We start from the raw sequence: 20220 nt of genomic DNA, 5'->3' as shown, positions 1-20220 counted from the left end.
TCGCTGCGGAATCATTAACGCGTAGAATGATCCCTTTTTTCAAACATTAAAACTCTTTTCTCAACCAGCCATTGATTTTCTTAAACCAATTGCCAACTGAGGCACGCTTTTCGACTTCGGCCTCACCGCTCAGGTGAGACTCTTTGCCGTAATGTAACAACCCAACCGCCGTAGAGTAGTACGGCGCCTGAGCGTAATCCGTCAGGCCGGTGATGTTCAATGGCTGTCCGATACGCACCTGGGTATGGAAGACACGCTGAGCACATTCGGCTAACCCTTCGATCTGTGCAGCACCGCCCGTCAGCACAATTCCCGCCGCTAAGTGGTGCTTCACGCCCTGTTGACGTAACTGCTCCTGCAACTGCAATAGCTCATCGTTTACCAGGTTTAGCAGCTCGGCATAACGCGGCTCGATCACCTCGGCTAGCGTCTGACGCTGTAAGCTCCGTGGCGGACGTCCTCCCACGCTCGGAACTTCGACGTTTTCATCTTTACTTACCAGCGAGCCGAGGGCGCAGCCATAACGCACCTTGATCGCCTCGGCATCCGTCGGGGGAGTACCGAAGGCATAGGCGATGTCACTGGTCACCACGTTACCCGCGTAAGGGATCACCTTGGTATGGCGTAGGGCACCACCGGTATAGACCGCCATATCCATGGTGCCACCACCGATATCGACCACGCAGACGCCAAGCTCACGCTCATCTTCGGTCAAGACCGCATAGCTGGAGGCCAGGCCGGCAAAAATCAACTGATCGACCTTTAACCCACAGCGCTCTACCGCCTTAACAATATTTTTCGCCATATCATTATGACAGGTAATCAGGTGGACCTTGGCCTGCATGCGCACACCGGACAGCCCCACCGGGTTTTTAATCCCTTCCTGATAATCAATGGCATATTCCTGAGGAATCACATGTAAAACGCGGTGTTCATCGCGAACTCGTACCGATTTTGCGGTATGAACCACGTTTTCCACATCTTCCTGAGTCACCTCTTCCTCCGAGATCGGCACCATACCGATCTCGTTCTGGCAACTGATATGCTTACCGGAAAGCGCCAGATAGACCGACGAGATCTGGCAATCGGCCATCAGCTCGGCCTGATCGATGGTACGCTGTACGCATTTTACCACCGACTCCAAATCGTTAACGCCGCCCTTATCCATGCCGCGCGACGGGCAACTGCCCACGCCGATAATATTGACCATGCCATCGGGCAGAACCTCCCCTACCAGCGCAGCGACTTTTGCCGTACCGATCTCCAGCCCAACTACCAGTTTTCTGTCCGTCGACTTGATCATTGTTGTTTAGCCTGTGCCTGATTCTGTTGCTGATTCTGTTGCTGATTTGCAGCGGACGGCGGCGTATCGCTGTACGCCGGCGCCCAGCCTACCGCAGCGCCACTGTCATAACGCAGATCCACATAACTGATACGCTGATGCGTAGCCTCGGCCTGCTGCTGCAATGCCGGATAGAGCTCCTCGAAGCGGGCCAAGCGCCCGGTGACATCTTCGCGTCCCAACTCCAAGCGGATGTCGTCGGCCAACCCCAGTTGCCAGGAGTGACGGGCACTCATCGCCACCATCTTCAGCGTAAAGTTATCTTTCGCCAGCGTCTTGCTCATCGCGCGATAACCATCCAGGACGTCCATTTCACTGCCCTCCGGTCCGTACAGTAACGGCAATGGCTGTTTGCCGGTTCTATCGGCCGGAACGCTGAACGACTTGCCATCGCTATCCACTAACCGCAAGTCATTCCAACGCGCCACAGGGACATACTCCACCACGTGGATCTTCAGCTCATTCGGCCATTGCTTACGCACGCTGGCCTGCTTGATCCACGGTAACCGCTCAATCTGCTGCTGGATCACGTCCACATTCTGGGTCATGAAGGTCCCCGGTGGGCCCAGAGCCAGAATGGCCTGGCGGATATCATCGTTACGCGTGAAGTGACGCTCTCCCGTCACCACGAGCTTGGACATCGGCATCCGACTGGCGTCTTTCATCCAGTTGACCACCATCCATCCCCCCGAGGCGATCGCCGCCAATACCAACAGCAGAAACACCATCCCAGCCAGACGCATCCCGTTGCTACGCCGCAGAGTATTACGGCTACGGGGCGAGCCGCTCGGCTCACGCGAATTCAGGGCTGCCTGAGACATATCAATCCGCTAACTCCAAAATGCGTACCACCAACTGCGAGAAACTCATGCCGGCTTGGCGTGCGGCCATCGGCACCAGACTGTGACTGGTCATGCCCGGCGCCGTGTTAACCTCCAGCAGACAGAAGCGGCCAGACTCATCCTGCATCACATCCACTCGGCCCCAACCGCTACACCCTAACGCCTGGTAGGCCCGCTTCACCAACGTCGCCAATGACTGCTCCTGCTCGGCGCTCAAGCCGCTGGGGCAGAAGTATTCGGTCTTATCCGACAGGTACTTGGCCTCATAATCATAGAATTCCCCCGCCGCTTTGATACGGATCGACGGTAAAATTTCATCGCCGATAAACGCCACGGTATATTCCGGCCCCACCAGACACTTCTCGATCAGGATCTCGTCGTCGTGACGCAACGCCTCGACCAACGCCGGATCGAACTCGCACGGCTCGTTAACCTTACTCATCCCGACGCTGGAGCCTTCACGGCTGGGCTTGACGATCAACGGCAGCCCGAGATCGTTAATCTCACGCAGCGTATCCATGGTCAGCCCCTCATCGAACTGCTCGCGACTGATCGCCACATAGGGGGCGACCGGTAATCCCGCCGCCTGCCACACCTGTTTAGAGCGTAGCTTATCCATGGTTAATGCCGAGGCCATCACGCCGCTGCCGGTGTAGGGGAGTTGCAAAAACTCCAACACGCCCTGCAGGGTACCATCCTCGCCGCCACGTCCGTGCAACGCGATAAAGACGCGCGTAAAACCGGCGTCACGCAATTGTGTTGCAGGGAAGGCCCGCGTATCAACCGGATAAGCATCGATCCCGGCCTGTTTCAGACCATTCACTACTGCCTGGCCCGATTCGAGCGAGACTTCGCGCTCCGCCGAGGTACCGCCCAGCAATACCGCTACTTTTTCCGCCATCATCGCTTACTCCGTTGTCGAGGACGGTTGCAGGCGGCGCTCCGCCAACACACGCGCCACGCGGCCAATATTGCCGGCGCCCTGGGTCAGGATCAGATCGCCGTCTTGTAGGAACTGAGCCAGTACCTGTGCCAGGGTTGCCGGCTCCGAAACCAGCACCGGATCCAACTTGCCACGCCCACGAATAGTCCGGCACAGCGAGCGGCTATCCGCCCCCGGGATAGGGCTCTCTCCCGCGGGGTAGACATCCAGCATCAGCAACACATCCACCTGCGACAGCACGTTAGCGAAGTCATCGTACAGATCGCGAGTACGGGTGAAGCGGTGCGGCTGGAAGACCATCACTAAGCGACGATCCGGCCAGCCGGCACGCGCGGCCTTAATCGTCGCATCCACTTCGGTCGGATGGTGGCCATAATCATCCACCAACATCACCTGTCCCGGTTGGTTGTTCACATGCTGTAGACTAAACTCGCCCAGGAAATCGAAACGGCGTCCCGTTCCCTGGAAACCACTCAGCGCGCGCAGGATCGCCTCATCATCGATCCCCTCCTCCATCGCCACGGCGGCGGCGGCGGCGGCGTTCAGCGCATTGTGGCGCCCCGGCGCATTCAGGGTCACCGCCAAACGTGGACGATCCTGACGGCAGAGGAAGAAGCCCCCCTGCGCCCCGCTCTGACGGTACTCTTCGATGCGCACATCCGCATCCTCGCTGAAACCATAGGTCGTCACGTGACGCCCGACGCGTGGCAACAGCTCACGGATCACCGGATCATCGATACACAACACCGCCCGACCATAGAAGGGCAGGTTGTGCAGAAAATTGATAAAGGTCTGTTTCAGGTTCTCGAAGTCGCCATGATAGGTATCCATATGGTCGGCTTCGATGTTGGTGACGATCGCCACCATCGGTTGCAGATGGAGGAAAGAGGCATCGCTCTCATCAGCCTCCGCGATCAGATAACGGCTAGAGCCGAGACGCGCGTGCGTCCCCGCTGCTTTCACCAATCCACCGTTGACGAAAGTCGGATCCAGTCCCGCCTCGGCATAGATGCTGGCGACCATCGCCGTTGTCGTCGTCTTACCATGCGTACCGGCGATAGCGATACCATGGCGGAAACGCATCAGCTCCGCCAGCATCTCGGCGCGACGGATCACCGGGATACGCGCCTCGCGGGCGGCGATAATTTCCGGATTATCGGCCGCGATAGCGGTGGAGACCACTACCACGCTGGCGTCGCGCACATTCTCAGGGCGATGATTAAAATAGATCTGCGCGCCCAACTCGCTCAGTTGCTGCGTCACCGCGTTAGGGGCCAGATCGGAACCGCTGATTTGATACCCTTCGTTCGCCAGCACCTCTGCAATCCCACCCATACCGGCGCCGCCGATACCGACAAAGTGAATGTGGCGGACGCGGCCCATCTCGGGCACCATGGTACGCAGTTTGGCAAGCTGTTGAGTATTCACTGTCTTATTCACTGTAATCCGTTTTAACTTTAATCCGAGCCGGCTCACCGTCCCGGTTGCGATTAACTAACGCGCCACGTCACAGATCACCTGAGCGACACGTTGGGTCGCATCGGTGATGGCGGCTGCCCGGGCCTTCTCGGCCATCAGCAGCAAGGTGGGGCGATCCCAACCCGCTAACGTCTCCACCACTGTCTCGACGTTGAAATCGGGTTGCTCAATAATGCTAGCCGCACCGGCGCGCGCCAACGAGGCGGCATTCCAGTACTGCTGACGATCTTTATGCATAAAGGGGACGAACAATGCCGGCAAGCCTGCGGCGGCGATCTCGCTCACCGTCAGCGCACCGGAACGACATACCACGACGTCGGCCCAGGCATACGCGGCCGCCATATCATCGATAAACTCGCTGACCCGATGTTCATGCAGGCCTAAACGCTGATACTCCGCCTCGACCTCTTGTTGGGCTCCCTTGCCCGTCTGATGCCATAGGGTGACACGATCGCCCAGACGCGCCGCCACCGGAGGCAGGGTCTGATTCAGGATACGCGCCCCCTGGCTACCGCCGACCACCAACACGCGGATCGGCCCACTACGTCCAGCCAGGCGCTGAGCAGGGGCGGGCAAGGCCAACACCGCCTCACGCACCGGATTCCCCACCACCGGCGCATCGGGGAAGGCGCCGGGAAATGCCTGCAACACACGCTTAGCGATCTTTGCTAGCCAACGGTTGGTCAAACCGGCAATGCCATTCTGTTCATGCAGCACCACAGGGATGCCACACAACCAGGCGGCTAATCCCCCCGGCCCGGAAACGTAGCCCCCCATCCCTAAGACTGCATCGGGGCGATACGCCCGCATGATACGGCGCGCCTGCAATACCGCGCGCAGGATACGAAACGGCGCACCGAGCAGGGCCTTAATCCCCTTGCCCCGCAGGCCGGAGATACGAATAAAATCGATCTCGATGCCGTGCTGCGGAACTAACTGTGCCTCCATGCGATCTGCGGTACCTAACCAGCGGATCTGCCATCCTTGAGCCTGCAAATAGTGCGCCACGGCCAAACCGGGAAAGACATGCCCCCCGGTTCCTCCCGCCATGACCATCAGGCGTTTTGCTCCTTGATGATTCGCCGCACCGCTCATCGTGACCCCTTAACGACCGCCTGGGCATTCGCCAGACGGGTCTCATAATCAATACGTAACAAAAATACCAGCGCCGTCGACATGATTATCAGGCTGGAACCGCCATAGCTGATCAGCGGCAACGTCAACCCTTTGGTCGGCAACATTCCTGCCGCCGCCCCAACGTTAACCAGCGCCTGAAAGCTGAACCAGATCCCGATGGCGCACGCCAAAAAACCGGAGAAACGCTGGTCGGCCTCTAACGCACGGCGTCCGATAGACATCGCACGAAAAGCGACGAAGAATACCATTAACAGGGTAAGAACCACACCGAAATAGCCAAGCTCTTCACCGAGAATGGAGAAAATAAAGTCGGTGTGCGCCTCAGGCAAATACTCCAATTTCTGCACCGAGTTACCCAGTCCCTGTCCCCAAAACTCACCACGGCCAAAGGCCATCAATGACTGAGTCAGCTGGTAACCACTGCCGAAGGGATCGGCCCAGGGATTCCAGAACGAGGTGACACGCCGCATACGGTAAGGCTCGGCGATAATCAGCAGGATCACCGCAAAGATCCCCGATCCGATGATCGCCAAGAATTGCCATAGCTTAGCACCGGCGAGGAATAGCAACCCCAGCGTGGTGACGAACAGAACCACCACCGTGCCGAGATCCGGCTGCGCCAGCAGTAGCACCGCCAACACCACCATGACGCCCATCGGCTTACAGAAGCCCCAAAAATTGTTGCGGACCTCCTCGACCTTACGCACCAAATAACTGGCGAGGTAACAGAACAGCGATAGCTTGGAGAACTCCGCCGGCTGAATACGTAACGGCCCCAACGCAATCCAACGCGAGGCACCGTTAACCGAGCTACCAACGACCAAGACCACTAGCAACATCACCAGCGATAACAGCAACATGGCATTGCTCCAACGCTGCCAAAATGCCATCGGAACCCGCAGCGTCACCATGGCAAGACCAAAGGCCAAGGTCAGGTAAATCGCATCACGCTTGGCGAACAGAAACGGATCGTCGGCCAAACGTTGGCCGATAGGCATCGAGGCCGAGGTCACCATGATGAAGCCCATCGCCGCTAAGCCAAAGGTTAGCCAGAGTAACGTGCGATCGTACAACACCGCTCCGGTGTTATCCGATTCTCTAACGCCCATCACCCAGTCATGCAGGCGTGCTATCCCGCCGAGCAACGGCAGAGAAAGACGCGGCAGGCGCGGACGAGGTAGCGCGAGACGCAGACGCATCAGCCAAACTCCCGTGCCAGACGGGCGAACTCATCGCCGCGCTGCTCAAAGTTTTTAAACTGATCCAGGCTGGCACAAGCCGGTGACAACAACACCATATCGCCAGAGCGCAACTGTGGCGTGATGGCGCGCATCGCCTGCTCCATGGTTGTGAAACGCAAAGAGACCTCGGGGCGTAGCTGCATCAACGGGTCGGCATCGCGACCAAAACAGTACAGGCGAATACGCTCCCCTTGTAAATAGGGTAACAATGGCGTGAAATCTGCCGCCTTACCATCGCCCCCCAGCAAGAGATGCAGCGTACCATTCAGGTGCAACCCCTTCAGCGCCGCCTCGGTACTCCCGACATTGGTCGCCTTAGAGTCGTTGATCCAACGCACCCCGTTATGATCAAGCACCAGTTGGAAACGGTGCGCCAACCCACGGAAGGTGGTCAGCGCCCTCAGACTTGAAGCGCGAGGCAGACCGACGGCATCCGCCAACGCCAACGCCGCCAGAGCATTGGTATAGTTATGCATCCCCGTGAGCTGCATCTCGCTGGTATTGAGGATCTTCTCCCCACGCACCCGCAGCCAGATTTCACCCTGTTGACGATTGAGATGGTAGTCGCCCACATCGACACCGAAGCTGACACAACGCGCATCGGCGCCATGAATCGGCATGGTCAACGCATCGTCGGCATTGACCACACAAGCGCGAGCCTGCTCATAGATCCGCAACTTGGCGGCACGGTATTGCTGCAACCCGAGCGGATAGCGATTCATATGATCTTCGCTGACATTCAGGATCGTGGCCGCCGCGGCCTTCAGGCTATGGGTCGTCTCCAACTGGAAACTGGACAGTTCCAGGACATAGAGGCGGCACTCTTGTTTCAGCAGGGTCAACGCCGGAACGCCGATATTGCCACCGACGCCGACCGGCCAACCGGCGGCGTGCGCCATCTCGCCGACCAGCGTCGTGACGGTACTTTTACCGTTGGAACCGGTGATGGCGACGATCGGTGCCTGCGCCTCACGGCAAAACAGCTCGATATCACCGACGATCTCGATGCCGGCTTGCGCCGCCTGATCCAACGCCGGCGACGAGAGGGCGATCCCGGGACTGGCGACGATCAGATCGGCCTCCATCAACCAGGACTGCTCGATGCCGCCCAGATGACGCTCGACGCTCGCAGGCAGCTTGTCCAGCCCCGGCGGCGTCGGACGGGTATCGATCACTCGCGGCACGACGCCGCGCTCGATGAAGAAATCGACGCAAGACAGGCCGGTCAACCCCAGCCCGATGATAACGACCTTCTTCCCCTGATAGTCAGCCATATTAACGTACCTTCAAGGTTGCCAGTCCAATCAGCACTAGCATCAGCGAAATGATCCAGAAGCGCACGATCACGCGTGGCTCCGGCCAGCCTTTCAGTTCATAGTGGTGATGGATCGGGGCCATCCGAAAAATACGTTGGCCACGCAGTTTGAAACTGCCCACCTGCAAGATCACCGACAGGGTCTCCATCACAAACACCCCCCCCATGATCACCAACAGGAACTCCTGGCGCAGCAACACGGCGATGGTGCCCAATGCACCGCCCAACGCCAACGAACCGACGTCGCCCATAAACACCTGGGCCGGATAGGTATTGAACCAGAGGAACCCTAACCCGGCGCCGACGATGGCGGTACAGACAATCACCAGTTCACCGGCGTAGCGGATATAAGGGATGTGAAGGTAGGCGGCGAAATTAACGTTACCCGTAGCCCAGGCAACCAACCCCATACCGGCGGCGACGAAGACTGTCGGCATAATCGCCAGACCATCCAGGCCATCAGTCAAGTTAACGGCGTTGCTGGTGCCGACGATGACGAAGTAGCTCAGCAGAATATACAACAGCCCCAACTGCGGCATGATGTCCTTGAAAAAGGGCACCACCAACTGGGTGGCCGGCGTATCTTTACCGATGCTGTACATGGTGAAGGCGACGACCAGAGCAATCACCGACTGCCAGAAATACTTCCAGCGCGCGATCAGCCCATCGGTATTCTTGCGCACCACCTTGCGATAGTCATCGACAAAGCCAACCACCCCATAGCCGATAAGGACGAACAGCACACACCAGACATAGGGGTTAGAGGGATAGGCCCACATCAACACCGAAATAGTAATCGAGGTCAGGATCATCAGGCCCCCCATAGTCGGGGTGCCACGCTTGCTAAAATGTGATTCTGGCCCATCGTTACGGACGACCTGCCCGATCTGCAGTTTTTGTAACCAGGCGATCAGATGCGGCCCCATCCACAACGAAATAAACAACGCGGTCAGCAAGCTGACGATGGCACGAAACGTCAAATAGGAAAAGACGTTGAAGCCCGAGAAATATTTGACCAAGTGCTCGGCCAGCCAGACTAACATGATTGATTCTCCTGCATTTCCTGCACAGATACGCCTCGTACTACCTGCTCCATTGCGGCACTACGTGAGCCTTTAACTAAAATGGTGATCGCCGCATGTTCGCATAACAGGTGTTTCAGGCGCTCAATCACTGCCCCCTTATCCATGTAATGTTCGCCACAACCACTGGCCTCGCCGATCAGTCGGCTTAATCCGCCGACACTCAGCACCTTATCGATCCCTGCCGCGCGGGCCGCCTCACCGACACGGCGGTGGCAGGCTTCGGCCTCTGCGCCCAACTCGGCCATATCGCCGACGACCATCACCCGGTAGCCAGGCATGGCGCCCAAGACCTCGGCGGCAGCACTCATTGAACCGACGTTGGCGTTATAGCTGTCGTCTAACAGCAATTGCTGCTCGCCCAAGCGGATCGGATACAATCGCCCCGGCACCGCGTGTAGCCCAGCCAAGCCTTGGCGCACCTGCGTCAGCGAGGCACCGACCGACATGGTCAGTGCCGCCGCCGCCAACGCATTGGCGATGTTATGCCGCCCCGGCAACGGTAGCGTAACGGCGATCTCGCCTGTGGGGGTATGCAGAACAAAATGCGTTCCATCCACCTCGCTACGCACCTCGCTGGCATAGAAGTCGACACCGCTCCCCGCCTGCGGCGAGAACCGCCATACACGCTGCGTGGGCAAGGCCTGTTGCCAGTTGTCCCAATCGTTGCTGTCGGCATTGATGATCGCCGTTCCCTGCGCGGGCAATCCCGAGAAGATCTCCCCTTTCGCGCGCGCGACGCCGGCCAATGAACCGAACCCCTCCAGATGGGCGGCAGCCAAGTTATTAACCAACGCGCTATGTGGACGAGTCAGCGCCACACTGTAGGCGATCTCACCGACATGGTTAGCCCCCAGCTCGATCACCGCGAAGTCGTGCTGCGGTTCGAGGCGCAGGAGCGTCAATGGCACGCCGATATCATTGTTTAGATTGCCGGCGGTATACAGCACATTGCCACACTGCGCCAAGATCGCCGCACTCATCTCCTTGACGGAGGTCTTGCCCGACGAGCCAGTCAATGCCACGACGCGCGCCGGCACTTGGCTACGCACCCAGGCGGCTAATTGCCCCAGCGCCAGACGCGTATCCGCCACCAGCAGTTGCGGCACGCCAAGCGGCAAGCGACGGCTTACCAGCAGCGCGGCAGCCCCCGCCTCACAGGCACGAGCCGCAAAGTCATGGCCGTCGAAGCTCTCCCCCTGCAAGGCGATAAACAGGCAGCCTGGGGTCAACTTGCGCGTATCCGTCGTCACCGCCGCGAGCGGAGCATCATCCCCATATAACGTCGCGCCGATGGCATCGGCGAGGGTGCGTAATGTCGTCGCAATCATGCTACCACCCCCAACAGGCGCGCTACCGTCACCCGATCGGAGTAATCCAGACGGCGGTTGCCGACCAGTTGGTAATCCTCATGCCCTTTACCGGCCACCAGGATGACATCCTGCGGCGCGGCCTGCATGATGGCGGCGGTTACCGCCTCGGCACGCCCCGGGATAGCCTGCACCATCCCCGGATCCAGCATACCGCTCAGAATATCGTTGATGATGGTGCGTGGCTCTTCGCTACGCGGGTTATCATCCGTCACCACGACACGATCGGCATACTGTTCGGCGATGGCGCCCATCAGCGGGCGTTTCCCCGTATCGCGATCGCCACCGCAACCAAACAGGCACCACAACTGCCCCTGGCAGTGCAGGCGTGCGGCCAGCAATGCCTTCTCCAAGGCGTCCGGGGTATGCGCATAATCGACCACCACCGTCGGTTTGCCTGCGGCCTGGAACACCTCCATGCGCCCGCAGACCGGTTGTAGCTGACCGGATACGGCACTGAGCGCCTCAAGCGGGTAGCCGAGCGCCAACAGCGTCGCCAACGCCACCAGCAGGTTGCTAACGTTGAACTCCCCCATCAGGCGGCTGTGTAAGGTCGCACATCCCCAACTGGAGTCAATATCGATAGTGGCACCGCCGTCGTGGTAGTCCACGCGGCGCGCGGCCAGCCAGCGGCCCGGCCACGCTTGCGGCAACGCATCGGCCAGGGTAACCGCCACCGCATCGGGTAACTTCGCCAACCAACGCTGACCCACCTCATCATCGGCATTGATGATCTTCTCGCCGCTGTGATGCGTCGAAAACAGACGCCATTTCGCCTGTTCGTACTGCGCCATATCGCCGTGGTAATCCAGATGATCGCGGCTCAGGTTCGTAAACACCGAGGCGACGAATGGCAACGCCAATACTCGATTCTGTACCAAGCCGTGGGAGGAGACCTCCATCGCGACCAGCGTCGCCCCCTCATCGGCCAGGTTACGCAGCATATGTTGTACGTCGACCGCAGAGCCGGTGGTATTTTCGCTGGGGTAAACCTGCCCCAAAAGACCGTTACCAACCGTTCCCATCACCGCGCCGCGCTCACCCAACAACTGCGCCCACTGCGCCAGTAGTTGAGTGGTGGTGGTTTTGCCGTTGGTCCCCGTGACGCCGATCAACTGCACGTCATCACCCGGTTGGCCATAGAAACGCCCTGCCAACGCCGACAGACGCTCATTGAGGCGGCTAAGATAGACCACGGGAACACCGTGCTGCTCACGCACGCAGCCATCCTCGGCGACCCCATCGGCCTCAGCAATGATGGCGGCGACGCCCTGTGCAATGGCTTGCGGGATGAAGCGGCGCCCGTCTGCCGAATGGCCGAGCACGGCCACAAACAGATCGCCAGCGGCCGCCACGCGGCTGTCCAATGTCATCTCCCGCAAAGCGCGCTCCGGGGCCTGTTGCACCCAAGGAGCCAAAAGCGCGCGTAAATTACGATCTGCCACCTGAACCCTCTTTTTTATTGTTCACCAATTCGCTCTTATCACCCGTGGGCAACGCATCCGGCTCAACGTTCATGGTGCGCAGTACCCCGCCCATGATGGCGCCAAAGACCGGCGCAGATACCGCACCACCGTAATATTTCCCTGCCTGTGGATCGTTGATCACCACAACCAGGGCAAATTGGGGATTGCTGGCGGGCGCAATGCCTGCCGTATAGGCGATGTATTTATTCACATAGCGCCCGTCGGGCCCAACCTTCTTGGCCGTACCGGTCTTTACGGCGACCCGGTAACCTTTCACTGCCGCCTTGACGCCGCCCCCTCCGGGCAACGCAACGCTTTCCATCATATGTATCACGCTACGTACCAGCGCGGCGGGGAACACCCGCTCTCCGGGTACCGGCGGATCCACCTTGGTGATCGACAACGGGCGATAAATGCCCTGGCTGCCGATGGTTGCATAGACACGCGCCAACTGTAACGGGGTTACCATCAGCCCATATCCGAAAGAAAAGGTGGCCCTCTCTATGTCAGACCACCGTTGTTTATTTGGGTATATGCCACTGCTTTCCCCGACCAACCCCAAATTGGTCGGTTTTCCGAACCCGAAGCTGGAGTAAGTCTCCACCAGCGCCGAGGACGGCATCGCTAACGCCAGCTTAGAAACACCGACGTTACTCGACTTCTGTAAAATCCCGGTAATGGATAGCTCTGCATAACGCGCCACATCTTTAATTTCATGGCCGTTAACATAGTACGGTAGCGTATTGAGCACGCTATTCTCACGCACGATGCCGCGTTGCAGGGCGGTCATCACCACCATCGGTTTAACCGTTGAGCCGGGCTCGAAGATATCGGTGATGGCACGGTTACGCATCGCCTCTTGCGGGGTATCGGTCAAGTTATTGGGGTTATAGGAAGGGCTGTTCGCCATCGCCAACACCTCACCGGTGTTAACGTCCACTAACACCGCCGTCCCCGACTCTGCCTTGTTAAACGCCACCGCATTGGTTAGCTCGCGGTATACCAAGGCCTGTAGACGCTCATCGATACTCAGCGACAGATTATGAGCCGCCAGGCTATCTACCGAGGAGATATCCTCGATCACGCGACCGAAACGATCCTTACGTACCGTACGCTCGCCGGGTTGCCCCGTCAGCCAGCGATCGAAGCTCTTCTCCACACCTTCGATCCCCTGACCGTCGATATTGGTCACACCGATGATGTGAGCAGTCACTTGCCCTGCCGGATAATAGCGGCGTGACTCCTGCTTCAAGTAGATCCCTGGCAGGCGTAGCTTATGGATATACTCCCCCATCGCCGGGTTGACCTGACGCGCCAAATAGACGAAGCGCCCGCGTGGATTCGCATTGATGCGGGCCGACATCTTGTCTAACGGCATCTCCAGCGCATCGGCCAGCGCCTGCCAGCGGGTATCCAGCGTGATCCCACCGTGCGCGTTGACTTCCTTAGGATCGGCCCAAATCGCATTAACCGGTACACTGACCGCCAACGGACGTCCGGCACGATCCTTGATCATGCCGCGGGCCGTCGGGATCGCTTGGGTACGCAAAGAGCGCGCGTCGCCCTCACGCACCAGATGCTCAGGGCTAATGACCTGTAGGTAGGCCGCCCGAGCCAGCAGACCCAGCAATGCCAAGAGGATACAGCCGCACAACAACGCAAAACGCCAGCTCACAAAGCTGGCCTGTTCCTCCTGACGCCGTATCTTTCGCACCGCTTTCATCTATTCCTTAATCACCTGATCGCCATAATCCAGCTAATTCACTGTTGAACAACAATATTTTCCTGAGAAGGATCGACATGTTGCATATGCAGTTTTTCCGTGGCGATGCGCTCGACTCGACTATGGTCGCCCAGCGCATTCTCCTCCAAGATCAGGTTACGCCATTCGATATCTAGCGCATCCCGCTCCAACACCAGCTGCTCACGCTCGGCGGTCAGCAGGCGTGTCTTATGGGTGGTCGTCACCACCAACAGCGCCGACACCAATACCGCAACAAACAGCAGTACCGGTAGCTTACCGTGACGCAGTAAGTCGCCCCCGATGATCGAGATCAGCGAATGGCGCTCATTGCCGATCATCGAGCGATCCTTTCCGCCACACGTAACACCGAGCTACGCGCGCGCGGGTTGTTGGCGACTTCTTGTTCGCCCGGCATGCGTTTCCCCAGCGCCTTCAGCTGCGGCCCGCCTTGCGCCTGTAGCTGCGCCTCGGTTAACGGCAATCCCTTCGGCACCTGAGGCCCACGGCTATATTGACGAATAAAGCGTTTTACCAGACGATCCTCCAACGAATGGAAGCTGATCACCGACAGGCGTCCCGCAGGCGCTAAAACCGCCAGCGCACCTTCTAGCGCACGCTCGATCTCATCCAGTTCACTGTTGATATAAATACGGATCGCCTGAAAGCTGCGCGTCGCCGGATGCTTATGTTTCTCTTTAAACGGACTGGCCTCGCTGATCAACGCCGCCAGTTCACGCGTACGTGTCAACGGTGCCTCCGTCCGGTTACGCTCGACGATGGCGCGAGCGATGCGCTTAGCGAAACGCTCTTCGCCGAAGGTCTTCAGTACCCAGGCGATATCCTCTTCCTCCGCCTGCATCAGCCAATCGGCCGCCGAGAGCCCCCGAGATGGATCCATGCGCATATCCAACGGCCCATCACGCATAAAGGAGAAGCCCCGCTCCGGATCGTCGAGCTGCGGTGAGGAGACACCCAGATCGAGCAGGATGCCATCGATGCGCCCCACCAAGCCGAACTCCTCGACATACTCCGCCAATGCCGAAAAGGGACCGTGGACAATGGAGAAACGCGCATCATTAATCTGAGCGGCGGCGGCGATGGCCTGCGGATCGCGATCAATGGCGATGAGTCGCCCCTCCGCCCCCAACTGGGAGAGAATGAGACGCGAATGACCACCACGACCAAAGGTGCCATCGATGTAGATACCGTCACTGCGCAGATTAAGGCCTGCTACCGCCTCATCAAGCAACACGGTCTTGTGTTGAAAATTTTCCGACATGACTATAACGACAAATCCTGTAAGCGCTCGGAGAGTATCTCCGTTGCGGACTGTTCCGCTTCAATATCGTCCCTGACTTGTTGATACCAGGTCTCTTCATCCCACAGCTCAAACTTGTTGAACTGGCCCACCAGCATCACTTGTTTCTGCAGCCCGGCATGTTGCCGCAGCGTACCGGCGATCAACAGTCGCCCGGCACCATCCATCTGGCATTCACTGGCATGACCCAGCAATAGACGCTGCACGCGACGTTCAGCAGGGTTCATACTCGACAGACGGGATAATTTTTGTTCAATCACTTCCCACTGTGGCAAGGGGTAAAGTAGAAGGCAGGGGTGATGGAGATCGATGGTACAAACCATATGACCTTGCGCCTCTTCGATCAGCAGGTCTCGGTAGCGGGTTGGTACCGCTAGACGTCCCTTGCTGTCGAGATTGATGGTTGTTGCACCACGAAACATGCTGGAGTAACTCCTCGCCGCCCCATATCACCACTTTATCCCACAAATTCCCACGTTAAGAAGTTTACGGAGGGGAGGAAAACCTTGTCAAGCCAGAGCGGACGCGGTTTGGCAATATTTTTGTCAACGCTTCTTTTAAACAAAATAGGCAAGAAAAATCTGAGCGCAGAGTGTACAAATTAACATCATGATAAATGGTAGGAATTTCAAATCAATCCACGGTAATAACTGTAAAATGACCCACCTAACGCATCCTAAACTTTACTCATTTTTTGCAATACAGCTCTCGTTTTAACCAATCTGAACACAAATCACCCAAACCAAGAGAGGTGTGCTAACGAGAACGTTCTGAATAATACGAGCGAACATCGAAATTAAAAATATCTTTTAATTTCATGATATTATATTACATTCATCACTGTCCTTTTATTTTATCGTATTTTTTCTTACTTTACTCTCAATAATAATGGCTTTCTTCTATTAAATATTTTTCCAGATTTTTCAGCCCCTCCCTCCCATCAAAACTAATACGTTAAAATAATTAATCATCTTTCTCTCTCATCCCCCTCTCGACGTGACAAGGCCCCTATACGGTGCAAGCCAAACCATTGAACGATATTTTTTTGCTTTTATTTTGAGCAATAACCTGATTTTTTAAGACTATTCCTTTAATCTCGAAAAAAATAACCACGACCGCGACACAACGCATCAACAAGCAACAGTTCAAACCAACAACAAGACACTTTGCAATATAAATATCCACAAATACACTTTGATACAACATATTTAATCGACAAAAATGATTCAATTAGCTTTTTAAACCATAGAATTATCTGATGTCGTATCGGCTATCCCCTTGACTCCACAGCGAGGCCATCGTTATCGCACGACGGGCATCGGACTATCCCCCTACTTCACGCGTAAAAAAACCGGCAACAGCCGGTTTTTATTCTACTTTATTGTCGGTTTAGCCGACCTCGCCGTAACAGAATTCGCCGCATCCGGCTCAAGCCCGGCTTCGGTTTTCTCGGCTCATCCAGGCTCGCCAGCACCAGCTCCAGCACCCGTTCGGCGATGTCGCGGTGACGTTGCCCAACAGACAGTACCGGGCAATCCAGGAAGTCCAGCAATTCATTATCACCAAAGGTCGCGATGGCTAAGTCGCTCGGTAAATGCCCTTGCTTCTTCAGCGTCACATCCAGCACCCCCTGCAGTAGAGGGAAAGAGGTGGTAAACAACGCTTGCGGCATCGCGTGATGTTGCAACCATTGGCTAAATGCCGTTGCCGCGGCATCACGCTCATAGCTGTTAGTATACAGATAATTGACCTGACGCTCATCGCCCTGCCAAGCCTTACGGAACCCCTGCTCACGCAAGAAGCTAACAGAAAGCTCCGGGAGTGCGCCAAGATACAGCACCGACTGCGCGGGGAAGCGGCGCAGTTCGGCCGCCAGCATCTCCGCATCATCCATATCGGCACCGACGACACTGATGAAATGCTCCGGATCGAGGGCGCGATCGAGGGCGATGATCGGCAACGGATCGTTGGCCCAGCGCTGATAGAAGGGATGCTCCGGCGGTAACGCCGTCGAAACGATGATCGCATCGACCTGCCGCTGCAACAGGTGCTCAATACAACGCATTTCGTTATCTGGCTGATCCTCTGAACAGGCGATCAGCAGTTGGTAACCACGCTGACGCGCCTGGCGCTCCAAATAATTCGCGATACGGGTATAGCTGGTATTCTCCAGATCCGGGATCACCAATCCGATAGAACGCGTTCGCCCGGCACGTAACCCGGCAGCCACCGCATTCGGATGGTAATTATGTTCACGGACCACCGCCATGACCTTCTCTACCGTCTTATCGCTCACGCGATACTGTTTGGCCTTACCATTAATCACATAGCTGGCGGTAGTGCGCGAGACCCCGGCAAGACGCGCAATTTCATCCAGTTTCACATTCTCCCCCTTACAAGCAATCCCCTCGCGGTGACCGCGCATGCCTTGGCTTATTCGCTTAATATCTAACGATCTAAGCGCATAAATGCTCACGGAGCAACCCATTTAGCTGAAAGGCGTCAGCAAAAATGGAAAAATAAGAGGCCCGACACAAAGCCGGGCCATGAAACGTGCAGTGACGACAGAGTAACCATCTGTCAACGCATGATTTTTTCACCGCGCGCCACGCCAACCACCCCAGAGCGGGCCACTTCAACAATTTCAGCAACCTCCCGCACTGCAGCCAGAAAGGCATCCAGCTTGTCGCTGGTACCCGCCAACTGCACCGTATACAGCGAGGCCGTCACATCGACGATCTGGCCACGGAAGATATCAGTACTACGCTTGATCTCCTCACGTCCATAGCCGCTGGCACGCAATTTCACCAGCATGATCTCACGCTCTACATGGGCATCGGGCACCAACTCGCTCACACGCAATACATCGACCAGCTTGTGCAACTGCTTCTCGATCTGCTCCAAGACTTGCGCATCGCCCTTAGTCTGGATGGTCATACGCGATAGGGTCGCATCGTCCGTCGGCGCCACCGTCAGGCTCTCAATGTTGTAGCCACGCTGGGAAAACAGTCCGACCACTCGCGACAAGGCGCCGGATTCATTCTCCAGTAATACCGATAAAATCCGCCGCATGATTAGCTCCTCTGGGTTTTGCTCAGCCACATTTCATTCATCGCCCCGCCGCGGATCTGCATCGGGTAAACATGCTCCGTCTCATCGACCGTCACATCGACAAACACCAGACGATCCCGAATCGCTAATGCCTCGCGCAGCTTCTCTTCCAACTCATCGGGATGACGGATAGCAATGCCGACGTGACCGTAGGCTTCTGCTAAGCGAACAAAATCGGGCAAGGATTGCATATAGGATTGGGAATGACGCCCGGCGTAGATGATATCTTGCCACTGCTTCACCATCCCTAAGAAACGGTTATTCAGGTTGACCACAACGATCGGCAGATCGTACTGCAGTGCCGTCGATAACTCCTGAATATTCATCTGGATACTACCATCACCGGTGATACACAGCACCGTAGCCTGTGGCAACGCCAGGCGTACGCCGAGCGCCGCAGGCAAGCCGAATCCCATGGTGCCCAACCCACCCGAGTTGATCCAACGCCGAGGGTGATCGAAGCCATAGTAGAGCGCGGCAAACATCTGGTGCTGGCCCACATCGGAGGCAACATAGGCCTCGCCGTTCGTTAGGCGGTGTAGCGTCTCGATCACCTGTTGCGGCTTGATCCGTTGCCCATCGCAGGCATAACGCAGACACTGGCGTTCGCGCCACTGGGCGATCTGCTGCCACCAGTCACGCACACTGTCGAAATCCTGTTGATTATCCCCCTGTGCCAGTAACGCCAGTAACACCGCCAAGACATCGCCAGCATCGCCGACAATCGGCACATCGGCGGTGACGGTTTTCGAGATCGAACTGGGATCAATATCGATATGTACCACCGTAGCCTCGGGGCAATACTTGGCTAAATTATTGGTGGTACGATCGTCGAAACGTACCCCGACGGCGAAGATCACGTCGGCATGATGCATCGCCATATTGGCCTCATAGGTGCCGTGCATGCCCAGCATTCCCAGACACTGCGGATGCGAGGCCGGGAAGGCACCCAATCCCATCAGTGAGGTCACGACGGGTAAGTTAAGCTGCTGAGCCAGCGCCCGTAACGCCGTATGACACTCGGCACTGATCACCCCACCACCGGCGTAGATCACCGGGCGACGAGCTGCCAACAACGTCTGTAGTCCTCGCTTAATCTGACCGCGATGCCCCTGGCAAGTCGGATTATAGGAGCGCAGGCTTACCTGCTCTGGGTAGCTATAGGGATATTTCTGTGCCGGATTGAGGATATCCTTGGGCAAATCGACCACCACCGGCCCCGGTCGCCCGCTACTGGCCAGATAGAAAGCCTTCTTCAGCACCATGGGAATATCCTCGCTACGCTTAACCAGAAAACTGTGCTTCACCACAGGGCGCGAGATACCGACCATATCGCACTCTTGGAAAGCATCGTTACCGATCAACGATGAGGCCACCTGACCGGAAAGCACCACCAGCGGTACCGAATCCATATAGGCGGTGGCAATCCCGGTGATAGCGTTGGTCGCTCCCGGCCCAGAGGTAACGAGCACCACGCCCACCTGCCCCGTCGCACGAGCATAACCATCAGCCATATGCACCGCGCCCTGTTCATGCCGTACAAGAATATGCTCGATACCACCGAGGGTATGCAGCGCATCATAAATATCCAGTACGGTACCGCCCGGATAACCAAAGAGGTGTTTGACACCCTGATCGATCAGCGAGCGAACCACCATCTCGGCTCCCGATAATCTCTCCATAGCCTGTGACTCCTGCCTGCGTGGCTGAACAAAGACGGCGCTACCGCCGCGCGCAGCGGCACCCTGATCATGTTATGCCGCAATGTGGTTACATTAACGTCACTTTTCCGACGGAGCAAACGGCCTCGTCGGACAAAAAAGTCGCATG

Annotated in this window: 17 protein-coding genes; all 17 read right to left on the bottom strand. The window is 57.2% G+C overall.

Annotation, left to right across the window (positions count from 1 at the left end):
* Positions 1–46: 46 nt before the first annotated feature.
* Complete coding sequence (ftsA, locus tag ACEQFP_RS02615; RefSeq protein ID WP_035598299.1) at positions 47–1303, bottom strand: cell division protein FtsA; 1257 nt, start codon at positions 1301–1303, stop codon at positions 47–49.
* Positions 1300–2163, bottom strand: coding sequence for a cell division protein FtsQ (gene ftsQ / locus ACEQFP_RS02610; protein WP_035598297.1), 864 nt, complete (start codon positions 2161–2163; stop codon positions 1300–1302). The genes ftsA and ftsQ overlap by 4 nt, the downstream gene beginning before the upstream one ends.
* 1 nt (position 2164) lies before the next feature.
* On the bottom strand, positions 2165–3085 hold the full coding sequence (locus tag ACEQFP_RS02605) for a D-alanine--D-alanine ligase (protein ID WP_035594780.1): 921 nt from the start codon (positions 3083–3085) through the stop codon (positions 2165–2167).
* 6 nt (positions 3086–3091) lie between these two features.
* Positions 3092–4555 carry a UDP-N-acetylmuramate--L-alanine ligase gene (gene murC, locus ACEQFP_RS02600; RefSeq protein ID WP_035594318.1) on the bottom strand — a complete coding sequence of 488 codons (1464 nt, stop codon included), beginning with the start codon at positions 4553–4555 and terminating at the stop codon, positions 3092–3094.
* Positions 4556–4621: 66 nt separating this feature from the next.
* A complete protein-coding gene (murG, locus tag ACEQFP_RS02595; RefSeq protein ID WP_005282646.1) occupies positions 4622–5701 on the bottom strand; it encodes an undecaprenyldiphospho-muramoylpentapeptide beta-N-acetylglucosaminyltransferase in 1080 nt (359 codons plus the stop codon).
* Positions 5698–6852, bottom strand: coding sequence for a cell division protein FtsW (gene ftsW / locus ACEQFP_RS02590; RefSeq protein WP_230456011.1), 1155 nt, complete (start codon positions 6850–6852; stop codon positions 5698–5700). Before ftsW ends, murG begins: the two co-directional genes overlap by 4 nt.
* An 89-nt stretch (positions 6853–6941) precedes the next feature.
* Positions 6942–8258: a UDP-N-acetylmuramoyl-L-alanine--D-glutamate ligase gene (gene murD, locus ACEQFP_RS02585; protein ID WP_005282623.1), complete on the bottom strand. Its 1317-nt coding sequence runs from the start codon at positions 8256–8258 to the stop codon at positions 6942–6944.
* 1 nt (position 8259) lies between these two features.
* A complete protein-coding gene (gene mraY, locus ACEQFP_RS02580) occupies positions 8260–9342 on the bottom strand; it encodes a phospho-N-acetylmuramoyl-pentapeptide-transferase (protein WP_005282621.1) in 1083 nt (360 codons plus the stop codon).
* On the bottom strand, positions 9336–10712 hold the full coding sequence (gene murF, locus ACEQFP_RS02575; protein WP_097364125.1) for a UDP-N-acetylmuramoyl-tripeptide--D-alanyl-D-alanine ligase: 1377 nt from the start codon (positions 10710–10712) through the stop codon (positions 9336–9338). Before murF ends, mraY begins: the two co-directional genes overlap by 7 nt.
* Positions 10709–12196: a UDP-N-acetylmuramoyl-L-alanyl-D-glutamate--2,6-diaminopimelate ligase gene (gene murE / locus ACEQFP_RS02570; protein WP_116605275.1), complete on the bottom strand. Its 1488-nt coding sequence runs from the start codon at positions 12194–12196 to the stop codon at positions 10709–10711. Before murE ends, murF begins: the two co-directional genes overlap by 4 nt.
* Complete coding sequence (locus tag ACEQFP_RS02565) at positions 12183–13940, bottom strand: peptidoglycan glycosyltransferase FtsI (protein ID WP_005282615.1); 1758 nt, start codon at positions 13938–13940, stop codon at positions 12183–12185. The genes murE and ACEQFP_RS02565 overlap by 14 nt, the downstream gene beginning before the upstream one ends.
* Before the next feature lie 38 nt (positions 13941–13978).
* Positions 13979–14299: a cell division protein FtsL gene (gene ftsL, locus ACEQFP_RS02560; RefSeq protein WP_024524057.1), complete on the bottom strand. Its 321-nt coding sequence runs from the start codon at positions 14297–14299 to the stop codon at positions 13979–13981.
* Positions 14296–15240, bottom strand: a complete 945-nt coding sequence (gene rsmH / locus ACEQFP_RS02555) for a 16S rRNA (cytosine(1402)-N(4))-methyltransferase RsmH (protein ID WP_370546965.1) — start codon at positions 15238–15240, stop codon at positions 14296–14298. The genes ftsL and rsmH overlap by 4 nt, the downstream gene beginning before the upstream one ends.
* Before the next feature lie 2 nt (positions 15241–15242).
* On the bottom strand, positions 15243–15701 hold the full coding sequence (gene mraZ / locus ACEQFP_RS02550; RefSeq protein ID WP_005282610.1) for a division/cell wall cluster transcriptional repressor MraZ: 459 nt from the start codon (positions 15699–15701) through the stop codon (positions 15243–15245).
* 956 nt (positions 15702–16657) lie between these two features.
* Positions 16658–17662, bottom strand: a complete 1005-nt coding sequence (gene cra / locus ACEQFP_RS02545) for a catabolite repressor/activator (protein WP_035594775.1) — start codon at positions 17660–17662, stop codon at positions 16658–16660.
* A 197-nt stretch (positions 17663–17859) separates the two neighbouring features.
* The gene (gene ilvN, locus ACEQFP_RS02540; protein ID WP_005294846.1) at positions 17860–18351 is read right to left on the bottom strand and encodes an acetolactate synthase small subunit; all 492 of its coding nucleotides are present in this window, start codon (positions 18349–18351) and stop codon (positions 17860–17862) included.
* 2 nt (positions 18352–18353) lie between these two features.
* Positions 18354–20072 carry an acetolactate synthase 3 large subunit gene (ilvI, locus tag ACEQFP_RS02535; protein ID WP_109610390.1) on the bottom strand — a complete coding sequence of 573 codons (1719 nt, stop codon included), beginning with the start codon at positions 20070–20072 and terminating at the stop codon, positions 18354–18356.
* Positions 20073–20220 lie beyond the last annotated feature (148 nt).

It is taken from the genome of Edwardsiella sp. A.80236, assembly GCF_044540725.1.
In the GTDB taxonomy this organism is placed as follows: Bacteria; Pseudomonadota; Gammaproteobacteria; order Enterobacterales; family Enterobacteriaceae; genus Edwardsiella; species Edwardsiella tarda.
Note: the sequence above shows the minus strand (reverse complement) of the source record. Positions and strands in the feature narration are given on the sequence as shown.